The organism is Brevibacterium samyangense (assembly GCF_039529845.1).
In the GTDB taxonomy this organism is placed as follows: Bacteria; Actinomycetota; Actinomycetes; order Actinomycetales; family Brevibacteriaceae; genus Brevibacterium; species Brevibacterium samyangense.
This window is the reverse complement of sequence record NZ_BAAANO010000018.1, coordinates 86,183-101,969: the sequence shown is the minus strand read 5'-3', so window position 1 is coordinate 101,969 and position 15,787 is coordinate 86,183. Positions and strand designations below refer to the sequence as shown.

Here is a 15,787-nt window from a genome sequence, read left to right as displayed (position 1 = left end):
CCCGAGGAGGTCGCTCTGAGGCTCCCTCCTCCGTCGAGGTCTCACCGATGACGGCGGCGCGTGAACGCCGCCCCTTCACCCTTAACGCCGTCGGCACCTCCGACGGCCTTCTACGCCCGATAAACGGCGCTCCAGCTGAGCGCCTTACTCACTGCTGCCAAGCGACCCCCGACGAGGGGTCGCGGGAAGGAAACAATGACCACTGAAACACTCACTGCGCCGGCGCTGCCGTCGCACCTCAAGAAGTGTTCCCACTGTGCCGAGGTGAAGTCCGTCGAGGACTTCTCCACTGACAAGGGGTCACGAGACGGCCTGTACTCCTGGTGCCGTCGATGCGACGGCGAGCGCAAGCGCGATCGCAACGCACGGAACCCAATGCACCGATGGGCACAGGACTATCGCAAGCGCGCTCGCAAAGGCGGGTGGCTCGTCCTCGAGGACCATCCCAACAGCGTCCCGTCGAACTACCTTGCCGCTCGTCAGGGCGGAACGTGTCTCGCTCGCGGCTGCTACGAGTACCTCGAGTTGGAACTCGACCACCGCATCCCGGTCTCGTGGGGAGGACGTCACGTCCTGGGGAACATCCAACTCCTGTGCCGTGAGCATCACCGGGAGAAGACGAACGCCGAACGTGAGTACCTCCGCCGGAACTCCGAGGCGCTGCCACTCCTTGCCGTGGCACACCGCCACGAGTGGCGTGAGGCTCCCTCCTCCGAGGAGGCGAGCGCCTGATGCCCATCTCTCGACTTCTCGACCGTGGCACCGAGACGGCGACCTTCTACGCCGTCGAGGAACAACGCGACGATCGCGGGAACCGTGTTCTCGTTCCCGTCGGTCCCGGTGTGGAACACCGCGTGACCGTGGCCGAGGCTCCCCGAGCCAAGGCTGAGACGCACGGACAGCTCACCTACGAACTCCTCCGCATCACCCTGAGGGCGAGCGCTGCGACGTCCTCGTGGGACGTCCTCCGACTCCGGGGGTCGTGGTGGGAACTCCACGAGCCGCCGGTGAACGCTGTCGGTCTCCACCACACCGGGCACCAAAGCCTCGTGATCCGGAAGGCACCTGTCGCCTTCGTGGAAGGGGTCGAGTGACAACGCCGCTCGTGCATGAAAGCGGGTGGCGACGGCAGTCGAATCGACGCCGAGGGAACAACCTCGAGACCGCCGTCGCACAGCTCGTCCCCGGCTCCTTCGGGGTCGCCGTGCTCAACGGCGAGACCGTCCACCACATCCTCACCATTGCCCAAGCGACTCGCTTGGCGAACAAGCTCATCGACGCGGCTGAGGCCGCCGAACAAAGGATCAGTGCATGACCAGCATTTCAACCCTCAAGAAGAACCACGACAAGGCCCTCGCTGCGGTCGAGGCGATCCGCGCTGAAATCGCGGACGCCGAGTCCAAGGTACGGGAAGCCTCCGGGGTGTACGACGCGCTGCGCGCTCGCCTCCGCTCCGGTGACACCTCCGTGACGCCGGCGGACCTTGCCGCCGGTGCCAAGGCCCTCGAGCACGCTGAACTTCTCACCGAGGGAATCGGCGCTCGCCTCCGTGAGGCCGAGGCCGAACGCCTCCGTACGGCGACACTCCTCACTCGAGCCGAGATCGAGGCCGAGGGGCTCCGAGGACACGTCACGGTCGAGGAACGCCTCGCGGCCCTGGCTGAGAAGGTCACCGAGGAACTCGAGTCGATCGTCGCCGGCAACGAGGACCGACGGACCTACGTCGGTTCCCTCGTCGAGCGGTTCCACGGACTCCCGGTCGCAGACCAGCGCACCGGGAAGGGCGATCCCGGTTTCGGTGTGGTCATCACTGCCGCCGGCGAGAAGTACAACCTTCGCCACGGAATCGACATCGACGGGGTGTCGATGGAACAGCCCGAGCACATCTCCGAGGCGACCCTCCGAGGACGCCTCGAGAACCTCCTCGTCAACATCGCCGCACGGAAGGACGCCTGACACATGACGACCGCAACCCTGAGCCACACCGCCGAGCATCTCCTCGACAAGATCACGAACACCCCCGGCGTTCTCGCCGTGGTCGTCCACGACGGCGACGACTCGGACCACTCCACGCCCGAGGCGGGAACCGTCGTCGTCCGTGGCCTCACCACTGAGGAGATGGACTCGTTCGAGGTCGTGCGCGCTCGCCTTCACATCTACGGCGAGCACGCTCTCACTGCTGCAATCTTCGATCGATTCCCGGTGCCGTCACACCTCGCCACGATCCACCGCCGTAAGGTCGTCGGCCCCCGCCACGACCGGCGGACCGTGTGGGAGACGGACGACCGTTGGAAGTACTCGGATGAGGAACTCCGAGAACTCCTCGACGCCGGCGACGCCGAGGTGAACCGACCCAATCCGGCGCTTGTCCGGAACGGTCGCATCCTCACTCCCGCCGTCCGACCGCTGGACGGATGGAACCGTCCTCGTTCGTCTTCGCTCACCGAGTGCGCACCCCGTCGGAGCTTCACGACGGACACCGGCCTTCGAGTGTCCGTGCTCTCCGTCGAGGTCGCATCCCGTCCTCTGGACTCGTTCGGGCAGTGACCGCCTGATGTGACGATCCGCTGACGTGACCGCCGGCCCCGGCTCCTCATCGCGAGGGGTCGGGGCTGCGTCGTCCTCCCGGGCGTGCTTCGGAGACGGTCGGGGCGCTGAGGCTCCGATCGGCGCGCTCATGCCTCAAACCCCGGAATCGAACGCCTGTACTATGTGGGCATCCTACAATCGAGACGCGATTAGCGCACGTGTCAAATTGGGGAACCGAACAAAGTGCTACGGAATACGTACGACTGTCTTCTCAAGGCGACTGCGCCCGCCGCGGGCACCCCGCCGGCGAGCCTACAGATTGGACATTCCGCTGGACTCGTGGTAACGGTGCGTGCTTCGATGCACGCATGGCACATATCGAACTGAGTGAACACACCTTCACGACCTCCGTCCTCGAGGCGATCGAGGGCGCACCACACTTCACGATGCATTGGCACGGCGTCGAGGTGACGACGCCTGACGACTTCCCTCTGTTCGCGTCGGCATGGCGAGCCGCGCTCGCCTCCTTCGATCCCTCATTGCCGTTCGATATGGAATCCCTGTGCGATCGAGTCGAGGCGTTCGACAGACTCCATGGGGAACTCGAGGCGTCCGACGACGACGGTCGTCCGCTCTACTGACTCCCTTGGTGTGGTCGCGTTTACGGCCCTGTGAGGCCGTGGAGCCGCCGAGATGAGCCCGTGCCCGTCTCGCCTAGGTTCGTCCGTTGTGGGCGATCCTCGAGCGCCTGAGGGGTACCCCGGTCACCCCCTCGCGTGGTCCGGCAGGACCAGCGCGTCTATGCGGCTCGGTACGCCCCTGGGTTTTAAAGTCGATGGAATCGGCCCCTCAAGCGCCGTTCTGCCCCTAGATCACGGGGAAGTGCCCTCGAAATACGGGGTCGGAATCGTATGGTTTATGCGCACGTTTGCGCATATTTGAGCCTCGTCAGAAAAGTCCCAGACCCCGGCGAGATCCGGCGCGCATAGACGCGCTGGTCCCTCTCGAGTGCCTCGAGGGGGTGATGGGGGAGGGGTGCGTTATACCGATCGGTATAACCGGCCCCGGTGCCGGCTCGTGGCCGGCGTGCCCCGTGATTCCGGGGGTGCCGGCGATCCTGCGGTTATACCCCGGTTATACCGACTCCCGAAAACACCGGGAAAAACCGGGACATTGAGCGGTGATCGGTCACCCTCCGAGGTACTCCTCGAGGACACGAAAAGGGCCGCTCACCCGCATAAATGCTGGTCAAGCGGCCCTTCCCTTGCTCGTGCCCCCGGTGGGGCTTGAACCCACGACCCAAGGATTATGAGTCCTCTGCTCTGACCGGCTGAGCTACAGGGGCGAGCGCAGAAATCCTAGCAGGTGAGCACCGGTGCATTCGCCGGTACTCCGACTTCCGGCACGATCCGACGGGGGACTCGCCCCTCCGTCGTCACTGCTCGAACGCGTCACCGCCCTCGCCGGTGATCTCCTCGAGGTCCGCGAGCGTTATCCGGCGGACGACCGAGCCGTTCTCGAAACGGTTCCGATCGTGATTGACGTACACGATGGACCCGACGAAGCGGTCGAAAGCGGCAGCCTTCTCGCGGGGCGCCGCGATGACGAGCTGGAAGCCGAGCGCCTTGAACGCATTGAGGGCACGCGCCGTGAAGTCGCTGTCGGACTTGACGAAGCCCTCGTCAAGGACGATCGGGGCGTACGTCGGCGGTGCGTCGTGGCCCTCGCCGAGGCGCATCCGTAGTGCCGCACCGAGCACGAACGCAATGAGCTCCTGACCCTCACCACCACTCATACCGGCAACGCCGTCGAGTGGGATGCGATCCCCGTTCGGGCGGGTCTGCACCGCGCGGAACTCCATGTTCTCGCGGGCATCGAACACGCGTGCACGCCACAGGTGCGCGTCGCGGTCGTCGCCGAGGAGGTTCTCGAGGGACTTCCGGAGCGTGAGGAAGTTCTTCTCGACCTCGGCCTCGTCGGTGGTGGGCCGGGCGAGGGTGTCGGGGGACCCGTACTTCTTCACGATGTCGCGGAACTCGCGGCGTTCGCGCGTCGGCTTCCGATCGACCTCGATCGAGAGGATCGAATCCCCGCGGAAGCTGATGTTCCGCAGGACGCTGTTGATCGGTTCGAGTGCTTGGACGATGTCGCGTTCATCGGAGTCGATCTGCATGAGCAGACCGCTGAACCCGGTCATGAGATCCTTGCTCGCGCCGCGGATCCATTTCGCCTTCGCGCGCGGGACGTCGTCCCGGCGGAGCCGTTCGTAGACCTCGAGCATCGCGTCGAGCGACTCGATCGTGCCGTCGGTCTCCCGGGCGGCGGCCGCGCCGAGCTGCCGGTACCGCTGGAGGATCGCCTCGATCCGGGCTTTCCGGGTGCCGGTCTCCGCGAGGTGCAGCGCGATCTGGTCCCGGACCGAGTCCCGGGCGGTCCCGAGGCTCGCGGCCACTGCGCGTTTCGAGGCGTCGGCCGGTGCCCGGAACTCCGTCTCCTCGACCATCGACGCGAGGTCCGCCGGCAGTTCGGCACCGTCCACGGCGTCGTGCGCGGCGTCCTGGACGTCGACGAGTGCACCCCACTGGGTCTCCGCGTTCGTCACGCGGTCCTCGAGGACACCGATGTGCTTCGTGAGTTCGTCACGACGCGCGGAGAGGGACTTCTTCTGGGCCTTGAGCTCGTCGACCGCGGGATCCGCCGAGGCGGCGAGCTGTGCCGAGAGCTCCTCGGCGACCTTCCGGGCCCCGGCGACGTCGAGTCCCCCGGACTCGAGATCCGCCCGTTCGAGGCGCTCCGGCAGATCCGTGAGGGCCCGCACCCGGCGGTTCGCGGCGGCGATCCGGGCGTCGAGCTGCTTCGCCCGTGCCTCCGCCTGCGCGAGGGCCTCCTTCTGCGACTCGAGTTCGGATTCGAGCGCTCCGACGAGCGAGCGGTTGTCCCAACCGAGCCACGGGTACCGCTGGCGGCGGTCGTCCTTCGTGTACCGGCCGCGGGCACCCGACCGCAGGCCCTCGATCGTGATCGCTCCTGCGGCCCACTTCGGGGGGTCCGTCGAGAGCTCCTTCGCGGAGTCCACCCGGAGGTAGTTGGCCGTCCGGACGAGTTCGCCGGAGACCCACCCGGCGAAGGGGTGGTCCGCGAACTCGAGGAGTTCGGCGAGCGATCCGGCAGGAGCGGTCTCGACCGGTGCGCCCGACTCGGCCTCGACGAAGGTGAGGGATCCGCGCATATCCGTCGCGTTCACGTGCTCACGCACGGCGGGGAGGTGCTCCCGGGGTACGAGAAGTGTCCGCGCGAGGGGCAGGACGACACTCACGACCGCCTTCGACCATGCGCGGTCGGCCTCCCGTACGCGCAGGAGTTCGCCGGCGTACACGAGCGTGCCCGGGGCCAGGCCGAGCGACTTCTCGATCGAGGTGCGCCGCGCTTCCGCGTCGTCCGGAATGGCGCTCTGCCGGGTCTGGAGGCCGGAGACCTCCTTCGCTGCGGCCTCGACCGCGCGCCGCAGTTCCCACACCTTCGCGGTGTCCTCGGCCTGCTCCGCACGCAGCCCCTCGAGGTCCTCCTCGGTGCGGGCGAGCAACTCGTCGAGCGCGGAGACCGTCTTGCGGAGACCGGCCGAACCCGCGGGCAGCTCGAGATCCAACGCCGCGAGTGCCGCGGAGAGTTCCTCCGCGAGTCGTTCGCGGTCGTGAAGGGTCTTGCGGGCCGCGTCGAGGCGCAGCCGCAGGTTCTCCTCGGCGAGCCCGCCGCCGACGCCCTCGAGCCGGATCGAGACGTTCTCGTACTCCCGCTCGACCGAGGCGAGCTCGTCCTGGAGCTCGGCCCGCCGGCCGGTCATCTCGGTGATCCGCCCCCGGACCTCGCTGATGCGTTCCTCGGCCCAGTCGATGAGCTTCCGGCCGTGCCAGATGTCGATGGGGGAGACCTCGCCCGAGGGATCGAGCAGCTGGGCCTTCGCCTGCCCCTTCGCATGCGCCGAGCGATACTCCTCGGCGAGTTGCGGGAGCTCCTGGAGGATCTCGGCCCGGCGGCGGGCGGACTCGAACTCGTCGTAGAACCGGGCCGCGTTCGTGAAGCTCTGCGCGGTGTCGTCCCAGATCCGCAGCGCCTCGGGCTCGGTGAGGACGAAGGTCTTGAAGAACTCGTCGATCGGCTCGAGGTCGCGCGAGGACTGGGCGCGCCGCAGGAGGGTGAAGGCATGGCGCTGCGAGTCCTCGTTCACACCCATGTGGAGGACGCTGCGCATCTTCGCGTGGACGCGGGCCTGGGACCCGTCGACGATGTCCCCGCGTTCGACGTCGATGAGACGCTGGAGCGACGACTTCGAGATCGGGGAGGACCCACGGACGGCGTCGAGGCCGGCGATCGCCGCGAGATCGAAGTCGTCGTGGACGAACCCGTACACCGTGTTCGCGGCGAGGGAGTCCCGGTCGAGCACGTGCGGTGCGACCCACATGAGTCGGAACACCGTCACCGAGGCGCCACGTCCGTTCGTGAACGTCACCGCGGTCCCGCTGGCGAACGGCCCGTCCTCGGGAGGGCGCACGTAGGTGTTCGTCGTCGCCCGGCTGCCCGGGGAGGACTCCCGCCGTTCCGAGTAGCCGCGGGCATACGTGTAGACGGTGCGTTCGGACCGCTTCCGGCCGTCGTCGCGCGCCGCCACGTTGAACTGCTGCGGGTTGGGGAAGAGGACCGACGACAGGGCGTCGACGAGGGTCGACTTACCGCGGCCGGACGGTCCCGCGATCGCCAGACCGTCACGGGTGAACGGGATGACGTGGAGGTCCCGGTAGTTGCCCCAGTTGAGCACCTGCACCCGGCTGATCCGGTACTGGTAGTCCGCGCTGCCGTCGTGCACCTGGAGCGGCAGTGTGTCCTGATCGGAGGCCACCTCGTAGTCGATCGTGTCCGTCACTGTGCGTCCTCCGTCTCAGGGGTGCTGATGTCGTCGCCGGTGGACTCCGCACCGGCGATGGGCGTGATCCGGGTCGTCGGGTCCTCGGACGGATCCTCCGTCGCGGACTCGGCGTCCTCCTCGGCCGCTTCCGGGTCCTCGGCGGCCGCGGCCTTCTCGAAGTACGCGGTGATCGCCCTCAACTCGTCCGCCCCGATGAGCGGCACGACGGCCGGAGAGACCCGATAGATGCCCGCGACATCGGGTTCCTCGGTGAGGAGCCCGAGGCCGATGACGGCGTTGATCGCCTGATCGACGCGCTGCTCGAACCGTTTGTCGTCCTGGTCGCCCGTGCTGCGGGCGGGACGGAGCACCTCGAGGAGCTGTTCGCGGCTCATCTCGACGCGCCCGTCGGCACCGCCGGCGGGGGAGTCGTACTCCTGGCGCAGATGCACGAGCACGAGCGTGGCCTCCCGGGACAGCGGTTTCTCCCGGCGCAGCATGCGCGGGGCCGATTCCTCCGGGAACTGGCGCTTGAAGGCGACCTCGTACTCCTCGTCGACGACGAGATCGAGGAAGAGATCGGCGAGGCGCTCCTCGATCTCCTCGCGGAACACCATGAGCGCGTCCCAGGTCTTCCGGTCGTTCTCCCGCGTGATGAAGCGGCTGCGCAGGAGTTTCGCGAGTGCGCGGCGTGCCCGCATGTCGAGCCCGGACCCCCGGGCGATCGATTCCGTCCCCTCCGCGGCGGCGTCGCCGTGCGGACCGAGGGCGTCGTGTCCCCGGGTGTCGTCGGACCGGTCGGGGTCCTCGTGTCCGGCGGTGGGGCGGGACCCGGCGGGCACCTCGGCGGTCATGCGTTCTCCTTCGACGGGACGGGAGCGGTGAAAGCGGTGAGAGGGATCTGCCAGCGGGTCGCGGTGCCGGCCGCGTCGAGGAGTTCGACGATCTCGAACTCGGTCGCTGCGGTGCTTCCGTGCTCGACCGCGAGGTCGATGAGGGAGATCGCGGTCCCGAGGCGGCGGTTGTCCGGTGGCATCGCCTCGAGCACCTGCGCACCCGTGGCCCTGCCGTTCTCCTCGAGAAGCGCGTTCACGTGCCGGCGGACGGCGCGGTGGCCGGTGCCGGCGGCGAGGCGGAGTGCGTCGACGTCCGAGCGACTGAGACCGGTGGTGTGCGGGCGCACCGCCACGGAGACCTTCGCGGGGCCCTCGTCCTCCCACAGGCGGATCTGCGACATGTCCTCGATCTCGATCGTGCCGATCCCGAGCAGTTCGGTCGGGACCGTGCGGTGGCCCGGCGCCTTCGCCGCCCAGGTGGCTCCTGCGGACATCGCGCGTTGTGCGAGTGCGTTGATGTGCTTGTTGCGGTTGAGGCTCGACCGGGTGACGACGCGCCGGAGGAACTCCTTCCACCGCATGCGCTCCTGGTCGACCTCGTGACGCGAACGGTTGAGCGTCGAGACGATGTTGCGGAACTCCTCGCGTTCGGCGGCGCTCATGTGTTCACGGGCGAAGGGCTGTTCGAGCACGTGATCGATCGCCGCGTTGAGCTTGCGTGCGCGATCGTGTGTGAGGAGCTCGGTGAAGGAGTCGTAGGCCGCGCCCTCGGCCGTCGACGAGAAGGACTCGTTCTTGTCGAGGTAGTCCTCGAGGAGTTCGGCCTTCGGGGGAGTGTCGTTCCATGCCCGGCGCGCGGCCGCCTTGTGGCTCTCGGCGATCTTCGCCTGGAGGGACCTGAAGTCCGCAGGCAGGGTCCGGCTGAGGATCTGGATCTCCCGGAGGTGCCCGCGGAGGTCGGAGGTGGAGGCCTCGCGGGAACGGCCGGTCTCGAGGCCCCGCTTCTCCGACTCGAGTTCGGCGATGCGCGCGTCGATGCGGGCGATGCGTCCCTGTCGGTCGGGATCGGCGGCGGCGGCGAGCGTCTCGATCGCGAACTCGATCGAGGCGACACGGGCGCTGCCGACCGCTGACTCGCCGCCTGCGAGTTCACGGACGAACTGCAGAGCGCGGAGTGACGACGAGGACAGCCGGTAGTACGTGCGTTCGTCCTTGACGAGGGACTCGATCCACCGGTCACCGAGCCACTTGCGGCAGTGCTCGGCGGGAGTCCGGTCGCTGCGGGGGACATCGGGGTGCTCGAGGGTCTCGGCGACGCGCACGTGGAACTCGTCGGCGCTCACGGTGCCGAAGGGCTCGAGGTGTCGGGCGAAGAGCGGGATCACCCAGCCGCGCGAGGTGGCGGTGAGCAGGCCCATGGTCGGGTGCTGGTGGTCCTTCCCGAGAAGGTCCTCGATCTGCTCGACCGAAACCGCCATGTCGATCCCTCCTGCTGCGAACGTGAACGACGTATCAGCCTACCAACGCACCACGGGCCCGGGCACACCGGAGGCGATGGTGTGCCCGGGCCCGAAGGGCGCGGTGGAGAGTCGTCCCCGACGGAGACCTCGGTGCTCAGCCGACCTTGGTCAGCCAGCGTACCGGTGCGCCCTCGCCCGCGTGGCGGAACGACTCGAGTTCGTCGTCCCACGCACGACCGAGAGCACGGTCGAGCTCCGCCGTGAGTTCCGTGGCGTTCCCGGCGGTGCGTTCCATCACTGCCCGGATGACGTCCTCGGAGACGACGATGTTGCCGTGCACATCAGTGACGGCGTGGTAGATCCCGAGGGACGGGGTGTGGCTCCACCGGCCACCGTCGAACCCCGCAGAGGGTTCCTCCGTCACCTCGTAGCGCACGTTGTCCCATCCGCGCAGGGCGGATGCGATACGGGCGCCCGACCCCGGGGACGCCTGCCAGCAGATCTCCGCCCTCACGAGGCCGGGGGCTGCGGGCTGGGGAGTCCAGTCGAACTTCGCCTGCGCTCCGACGGCCCCGCCGGCTGCCCACTCGATGTGAGGGCACAGCGCACGGGGTGCGGAGTGGACGAAGAGAACGCCACGGGTCATATTCATGTTTGCCTCCTTGGTAGTCCGGATCCGTCTTCCCCAACGTTCCGAACAGGAGTGCTGCGGTCATTCTATGCGAGCAGGCGCACATGTAAAGCACGCGGGCCCGATCCCCACCAGGGGGTCCGGGCCCGCGAGCGCGGCGGTGTCCGACCGGAGGTCAGTACGACTTCATGGCGACGACGGCGTTGTGGCCACCGAAACCGAAGGAGTTCGTGAGCGCGCCGATCTGTCCGTCCGGCAGTGCGACCGGGGTGTCCCGCGCGATGGTGAGCGAGATCTCCGGATCGAGGTTCTCGATGTTGATCGTCGGCGGAGCGGTCCGCTCGCGGAGGGCGAGAACGGTGAGGACGGCCTCGACCGCGCCCGCGCCACCGAGGAGGTGCCCGGTCATCGACTTCGTCGCGGAGACGACGGCCTCGGAGGTGTACTCGCCGAGAACCTTGTTGATGGCGCGCGACTCCGGGATGTCCCCGACGGGGGTCGAGGTCGCGTGTGCGTTGATGTGCTTGACGTCCGCTGCGGTGAGTCCGGCGGAATCGAGAGCCGCCTGCATGGCACGGATCGAGCCGGCGCCCTCGGGTTCGCCGGCCGTGATGTGGTAGGCGTCGTTCGAGATGCCCCAGCCACCGATCTCCGCGTAGATCTTCGCACCGCGGGCCTTCGCGTGCTCCTCGGACTCGAGGACCAGCGTGCCGGCGCCCTCACCCATGACGAAGCCGTCACGGTCGAGGTCGTAGGGCCGGGAGGCGGTCTCCGGGGAGTCGGTGCGGCGCGAGAGCGCGCGCATCGAGGAGAAGGCGGCCAGCGTGATCGGATGGATCGCGGCCTCCGCGCCACCGGTGATGACGACATCGGCGCGACCGGAACGGATGACGTCGAAGGCGTTGCCGAGGCTCTCGGTGGACGAGGCGCAGGCCGACACGAGGGTCTGCACGGCAGCGCGTGCCTTGAACTCCATCCCGACCGCCGCGGCGGGGCCGTTCGGCATAAGCATCGGAACGGTGAGCGGCATGACGCTGCGCGCGGACTTCTCCTCACGCAGCGTGTCCCAGGCGTTGAGGAGCGTCCACACACCGCCGATCCCGGTGGCCCAGGAGACGGCGAGGCGCTCGGGCTCGATCTCCGGGCTGCCGGCATCCGACCATGCCTCGCGCGAGGCGATGAGAGCGAGTCGGCTGGCCGGATCGAGGCGCTTGGCCTCGACCTTCTTGAGGTTCTCGTCGACCACCGCGGGGTCGACGGTGGCGGCGAAGTCGACCGGGATGTCGTACTGCTCGGCCCAGTCGTTGTCGAGGGTGTGTGCACCCGGGGTGCCCGCGAGGGCGGCCTGCCACGTCTGCGCGGCCGTGTTGCCGATGGGGGTGACGGCACCGACACCGGTGACGACAACTTTGGAAGTCATTGTGTGAAACCTCGTCGAATCGTGTGTGGGGCGAACGGGGCGACGGCCGGCCGGTCACCGATCGGGTGCTGCCGACCGGCCGTCGTCCGTGAGGGGCGTCAGGCCTGCTCGGCCTTGACGATGTAGTCCACCGCGTCCTGGACGGTGATGAGGTCCTTGACGTCGTCGTCCGGGATCTTGACGCCGAACTTCTTCTCGGCGTTGACGACGATGGTCATCATCGAGATCGAGTCGATGTCGAGGTCGTCGGTGAAGGACTTGCCGGCCTCCACGGCCTCGACGGCCAGTCCGGTCTCCTCGTTGACGATCTCAGCAAGTCCGGCGAGGACTTCGGCTTCGGTGAATGCCATTTCTTCCTTCTTTCTCGGTGTGCCCACGAGTGGGTCGGGCCCGTCCGTGGGTGGTTCGTGGAACGTGATTCGACGAATGTCCCGCCGAAAATCCTATTGCATGGTGCGCGACCGGCCGAGGCGCCACGTCGGTAGGTGTGGTGACGTCGGTAGGTGTGGTGACGTCGGTAGGTGTGGTGACGTCGGTGGGCGTGGTGCCGTCCGTGGATCCGGTGACGGCACTGTGTTCCGCATCAGGGCAGCACGACGACCTGGGCTCCGTAGACGAGCCCGGCGCCGAATCCGATCTGCAGCGCGAGCGTGCCGTGAAGATCCGGGTTCTCCCGCAGCAGCCGTTCGGTGGCGAGGGGGATCGACGCGGCCGAGGTGTTGCCGTTGTCGGCGATGTCCTGCGCAATGGCGACCGACTCCGGCAGTTTCAGCTGCTTCGCGAGTTCGTCGATGATCCGCATGTTCGCCTGGTGCGGGACGAACGCCCCGAGGTCCTCCGCAGTGACCCCCGCGGCCTCGAGTGCTTCCTTCGCGACCTCGGCCATCTCCCACACTGCCCAGCGGAAGACGCTGGGACCGTCCTGCCGCAGCGTCGGGAAGGGCGCCTCGGGGTCGGTCTTGAAGTCGAGGAACGAGTTCGTCATCCGGATCGTCTCCCAGTTCTCGCCCTTCGACCCCCACACGCTCTTCCCGATGCCGGGGGTGTCGGAGGCGGAGACGACGACGGCGCCCGCGCCGTCACCGAGGAGGAAGGAGATCGAACGGTCCGTCGGGTCGACGAAGTCGGAGAGCTTCTCCGCACCGATGACGAGGACGTTGTCCATCGTGCCGGAACGCACGAGTGCGTCCGCCTGCGCGATGCCGTAGCAGTACCCCGCGCATGCGGCGGAGATGTCCCAGGCGGGAACGGGGCCGGTGCCGAGGCGCGCGGACAGGGCTGCGGCGGCCGACGGGGTCGGGGTGCCGAAGGTCACGGTCGCGATGATGATGCCCCCGATGTCCTGGGGCTTGAGTCCGGCGTTCGCGATCGCCTCGTTCGCGGCCTCCTCGGACATCTCGAGGACACCGACGTCCGCCCCCGCCCGGTGGCGGGTGACGATGCCGGTGCGCTGCCGGATCCACTCGTCGGAGGAATCGATGGGTTCGACGAGGTCGTCGTTCGTGACGACGAGTTCGGAGCGGTACCCGCCGATCCCGGCGATGCGTGAGAACCGTCCGGTCTCGGCAGTGGTGAGTGTGGCCATGGAAGACTTCCTCCTGATCAGTTCCGAGTGTGTGCGGCGACGAACTCGCGTGCTGCGTCGAGGTCCCCGGCGGACTTGAGGGCGAAGGTCTCCACGCCCTTCATGCCGCGCTTCGCCAGCCCGGTGAGCGTACCCCCGGGGACGAGTTCGAGCAGACCGGTGACGCCCTGCGAGAGGAGTTCCTCCTGGCACAGGTCCCAGCGGACCGGATGCGTGACCTGGTGGACGAGGGTGTCGACGTACTCGCGTCCCGAGGTGACGGCCTTCCCGTCGCGGTTGGACAGGATCGTGATGTCCGGATCCGCCGGTGAGAGACCCGCCGCGAGTGCGGCGAGCGGATCCGTCGCGGGTGCCATGTAATCGGTGTGGAACGCGCCGGCGACGGCGAGCGGGATGACCCGGGCGCGTTCGGGGGCGTTCTCCTTGAGGGCGTCGATCCCCTCGAGGGAACCGGCGGCGACGGTCTGACCGCCCCCGTTGACGTTCGCGGGGGAGAGGCCGGCCTCGGTGATCCGGGCGAGGACCTCCTCGGGGTCACCGCCGACGACGGCGGCCATGCCGGTCGGCGTGGCGGCAGCGGCTTCGGCCATCCCCGTCGCACGGACCTTCACGAACTCCATCGCCTCGGCGGCGGTGAGGATGCCGGCGATCTGTGCGGCACCGATCTCGCCGACCGAATGGCCCGCGACGACCTGGGGCGCAGGAAGGTCGCGCACGAGTTCGCGGTACGCGGCGATGGCACTCGCGACGAGCAGCGGCTGGGCGAGGGCGGTGTCCGTGATGGTGTCGTCGTCCGATTCCGTGCCGTGCAGGCGGAGATCGAGATCGGCGGCCGCCGAGAGCTCCTCGATCGAGGCGGCGAACCCGGGGAGTTCGAGCCACGAGGAGAGGAAACCGGATTTCTGTGCGCCCTGACCGGGGCACGCAATGACGAGCATCGGTGGTGTTCTTCCTATCGTCGGATGCGCCGGGCCGGAAGAGCCCGGACGCGGCTGGGGGACGGGGAGATCGTCAACAACCTACGACAACCCCGGGGACACGTGTGAGGAATTGTGGAGCTCCGACAACTGCCCCGCCTGGGACAGTCGTCCGTACACCAAGGCGATCCGCACCTCGAAACCGGCCCGTGCCTCCGTCGGATCGACTCCGATGAGGTCGGTGATCTTCCGCAGTCGGTAGCGCACGGTGTTGGGGTGCACCTCGAGGCTCTTCGCGGTGGTCTCGAGCGATCCGCCGAACTCGAGGTACGCGGACACGGTGTCGAGCAGTTGCCCGTTCCCCGCGCACAGCGGCTCGTAGAACCGGGAGACGAGCTCACTCACGGCACGGCGGTCCCCGGCGATCGCCCGTTCGGGCAGCAGGTCCGTCGCGTGGACGGGGCGGGGGGTGGCAGGACGCGCGATCGCGGTGCGCAGGGCCCACACCGCGGCGGTGGCACTCGCACCGGCCTCGGCGAGGGAGGAGACCTCGGGCCCGATCACGACGTCCGAGGGACCGAAGTGGTGGGAGAGCGAGGCAGCGGCGGCGTCGATGTCCGAGGTGCCTCCGAGGACGATGAGGAGCCGGTCCTCGTGGATCCCGACGAGAGCGTCCTCGGCCCATTTCTGCGCCGCCCGGCGGATGTCGTCGATCGACCGGCTGGCGGTCCGCCGCGGAGCCCGGCCGACGAGGACGTGCACGGAGCCGTCGGTCCGCCACCCGATCGCGGCGGCCCGCCCTGCGAGATCCTCGACCGAGTCGCCACGCACGAGTGCGTCGACGACCATCGCCTCGAGGCGGGCGTCCCAGGAGCCCCGGGCCTCCGCGGCCTTCGCGTAGACGTCCGCGGCGGCGAAGGCGATCTCGCGGGAGTACACGAGCACGGCCTCCTTGAGCTCCGCCTGCTCACCGGGTTTCGCGAGGTCGCCCACCCGTTCCTCGACGACCTGCACGACGACGCGCAACAACTGGAGGGTGTGCTGGAGGGAGACCGAACGGACGAGCTCACGCGGTGCCGAGTTGAAGATCTCCGTGACGACGCGCAGTGGCGCCTGGGGGTCCCGATACCAGTCGATGAACGAGGTGATGCCGGAGTTCGCGAGGAGGACGACCCAGCCGCGGTCCCCGGAGTTCATCTGGCGGAACCACGGCAACTGGGATTCGAGGCGTTGGAGCGTGAGCTTCGACAGCATCGCCTGACCGGCCTTGAGCCGTCGGCTCGTCTCGACCCGGCCCGCGTTGCGGTCGCCGGAGGTGGTGCGGCGGGATCCGGCACCGGCTGCAGCGCCGGGAGTGCCGGACGTGCCCGGAGAGGTCGGCCGGGTTCCGGCGGTCGTATCGGTGGAGGACGGCATGATCGCCACTGTAGTCGCCTTTCGTACAAATCATTTGTTGCGACACGACAATCGGCGAATGCGCCGAGGCGCCGCGGAGGTGAGGAGTGTTCC

15 protein-coding genes and 1 tRNA gene are annotated in these 15,787 nt (G+C 68.3%); 6 read left to right on the top strand and 10 right to left on the bottom strand.

All coding sequences use genetic code 11. The annotated features are described in order from the left end of the window. Positions 1-195: 195 nt before the first annotated feature. The 6 genes from ABD172_RS10370 (at position 196) to ABD172_RS10345 (ending at position 3,170) form a co-directional block, all read left to right on the top strand. Positions 196-732 (top strand): HNH endonuclease, encoded by a 537-nt coding sequence (locus ABD172_RS10370; protein WP_344309358.1) that lies wholly within the window; start codon positions 196-198, stop codon positions 730-732. Then, entirely contained in the window at positions 732-1,094 is a 363-nt protein-coding gene (locus tag ABD172_RS10365; protein ID WP_344309356.1) for a hypothetical protein, read from the top strand. Before ABD172_RS10370 ends, ABD172_RS10365 begins: the two co-directional genes overlap by 1 nt. Continuing rightward, on the top strand, positions 1,091-1,315 hold the full coding sequence (locus tag ABD172_RS10360) for a hypothetical protein (protein WP_344309354.1): 225 nt from the start codon (positions 1,091-1,093) through the stop codon (positions 1,313-1,315). Before ABD172_RS10365 ends, ABD172_RS10360 begins: the two co-directional genes overlap by 4 nt. Then, positions 1,312-1,956: a hypothetical protein gene (locus ABD172_RS10355; protein ID WP_344309352.1), complete on the top strand. Its 645-nt coding sequence runs from the start codon at positions 1,312-1,314 to the stop codon at positions 1,954-1,956. The genes ABD172_RS10360 and ABD172_RS10355 overlap by 4 nt, the downstream gene beginning before the upstream one ends. 3 nt (positions 1,957-1,959) lie before the next feature. Then, the gene (locus tag ABD172_RS10350) at positions 1,960-2,547 is read left to right on the top strand and encodes a hypothetical protein (RefSeq protein ID WP_344309350.1); all 588 of its coding nucleotides are present in this window, start codon (positions 1,960-1,962) and stop codon (positions 2,545-2,547) included. Positions 2,548-2,897: 350 nt separating this feature from the next. After that, positions 2,898-3,170, top strand: a complete 273-nt coding sequence (locus ABD172_RS10345; protein WP_344309349.1) for a hypothetical protein — start codon at positions 2,898-2,900, stop codon at positions 3,168-3,170. A 630-nt stretch (positions 3,171-3,800) separates the two neighbouring features. Here the strand turns inward: ABD172_RS10345 and ABD172_RS10340 are convergent. The 10 genes from ABD172_RS10340 to ABD172_RS10295 form a co-directional block, all read right to left on the bottom strand. Beyond that, positions 3,801-3,874: transfer RNA gene (locus ABD172_RS10340), tRNA-Ile, on the bottom strand. Positions 3,875-3,964: 90 nt separating this feature from the next. After that, complete coding sequence (locus tag ABD172_RS10335; protein WP_344309347.1) at positions 3,965-7,447, bottom strand: ATP-binding protein; 3,483 nt, start codon at positions 7,445-7,447, stop codon at positions 3,965-3,967. After that, positions 7,444-8,283 (bottom strand): DUF4194 domain-containing protein, encoded by an 840-nt coding sequence (locus ABD172_RS10330; protein ID WP_344309346.1) that lies wholly within the window; start codon positions 8,281-8,283, stop codon positions 7,444-7,446. Before ABD172_RS10330 ends, ABD172_RS10335 begins: the two co-directional genes overlap by 4 nt. Continuing rightward, on the bottom strand, positions 8,280-9,743 hold the full coding sequence (locus ABD172_RS10325) for a DUF3375 family protein (RefSeq protein ID WP_344309345.1): 1,464 nt from the start codon (positions 9,741-9,743) through the stop codon (positions 8,280-8,282). Before ABD172_RS10325 ends, ABD172_RS10330 begins: the two co-directional genes overlap by 4 nt. A 136-nt stretch (positions 9,744-9,879) precedes the next feature. Further along, entirely contained in the window at positions 9,880-10,371 is a 492-nt protein-coding gene (locus ABD172_RS10320; RefSeq protein ID WP_344309450.1) for a DUF3145 domain-containing protein, read from the bottom strand. Between the two features lie 160 nt (positions 10,372-10,531). Next, positions 10,532-11,776, bottom strand: coding sequence for a beta-ketoacyl-[acyl-carrier-protein] synthase family protein (locus ABD172_RS10315; protein ID WP_344309343.1), 1,245 nt, complete (start codon positions 11,774-11,776; stop codon positions 10,532-10,534). 98 nt (positions 11,777-11,874) lie between these two features. After that, on the bottom strand, positions 11,875-12,126 hold the full coding sequence (locus ABD172_RS10310; RefSeq protein ID WP_344309341.1) for an acyl carrier protein: 252 nt from the start codon (positions 12,124-12,126) through the stop codon (positions 11,875-11,877). Positions 12,127-12,359: 233 nt separating this feature from the next. Beyond that, positions 12,360-13,361, bottom strand: a complete 1,002-nt coding sequence (locus ABD172_RS10305) for a beta-ketoacyl-ACP synthase III (RefSeq protein WP_344309339.1) — start codon at positions 13,359-13,361, stop codon at positions 12,360-12,362. Positions 13,362-13,378: 17 nt separating this feature from the next. Next, positions 13,379-14,299 (bottom strand): ACP S-malonyltransferase, encoded by a 921-nt coding sequence (locus ABD172_RS10300; RefSeq protein WP_344309337.1) that lies wholly within the window; start codon positions 14,297-14,299, stop codon positions 13,379-13,381. A gap of 81 nt (positions 14,300-14,380) precedes the next feature. Then, on the bottom strand, positions 14,381-15,694 hold the full coding sequence (locus ABD172_RS10295; protein WP_344309336.1) for a PucR family transcriptional regulator: 1,314 nt from the start codon (positions 15,692-15,694) through the stop codon (positions 14,381-14,383). Positions 15,695-15,787 lie beyond the last annotated feature (93 nt).

Coding starts and splice junctions, on each gene's coding strand:
- ABD172_RS10370 (WP_344309358.1), top strand. CDS start 196: ATGACCACTGAAACACTCACTGCGCCGGCGCTGCCGTCGCACCTCAAG.
- ABD172_RS10365 (WP_344309356.1), top strand. CDS start 732: ATGCCCATCTCTCGACTTCTCGACCGTGGCACCGAGACGGCGACCTTC.
- ABD172_RS10355 (WP_344309352.1), top strand. CDS start 1,312: ATGACCAGCATTTCAACCCTCAAGAAGAACCACGACAAGGCCCTCGCT.
- ABD172_RS10350 (WP_344309350.1), top strand. CDS start 1,960: ATGACGACCGCAACCCTGAGCCACACCGCCGAGCATCTCCTCGACAAG.
- ABD172_RS10345 (WP_344309349.1), top strand. CDS start 2,898: ATGGCACATATCGAACTGAGTGAACACACCTTCACGACCTCCGTCCTC.
- ABD172_RS10330 (WP_344309346.1), bottom strand. CDS start 8,283: ATGACCGCCGAGGTGCCCGCCGGGTCCCGCCCCACCGCCGGACACGAG.
- ABD172_RS10325 (WP_344309345.1), bottom strand. CDS start 9,743: ATGGCGGTTTCGGTCGAGCAGATCGAGGACCTTCTCGGGAAGGACCAC.
- ABD172_RS10320 (WP_344309450.1), bottom strand. CDS start 10,371: ATGACCCGTGGCGTTCTCTTCGTCCACTCCGCACCCCGTGCGCTGTGC.
- ABD172_RS10315 (WP_344309343.1), bottom strand. CDS start 11,776: ATGACTTCCAAAGTTGTCGTCACCGGTGTCGGTGCCGTCACCCCCATC.
- ABD172_RS10310 (WP_344309341.1), bottom strand. CDS start 12,126: ATGGCATTCACCGAAGCCGAAGTCCTCGCCGGACTTGCTGAGATCGTC.
- ABD172_RS10305 (WP_344309339.1), bottom strand. CDS start 13,361: ATGGCCACACTCACCACTGCCGAGACCGGACGGTTCTCACGCATCGCC.
- ABD172_RS10300 (WP_344309337.1), bottom strand. CDS start 14,299: ATGCTCGTCATTGCGTGCCCCGGTCAGGGCGCACAGAAATCCGGTTTC.
- ABD172_RS10295 (WP_344309336.1), bottom strand. CDS start 15,694: ATGCCGTCCTCCACCGATACGACCGCCGGAACCCGGCCGACCTCTCCG.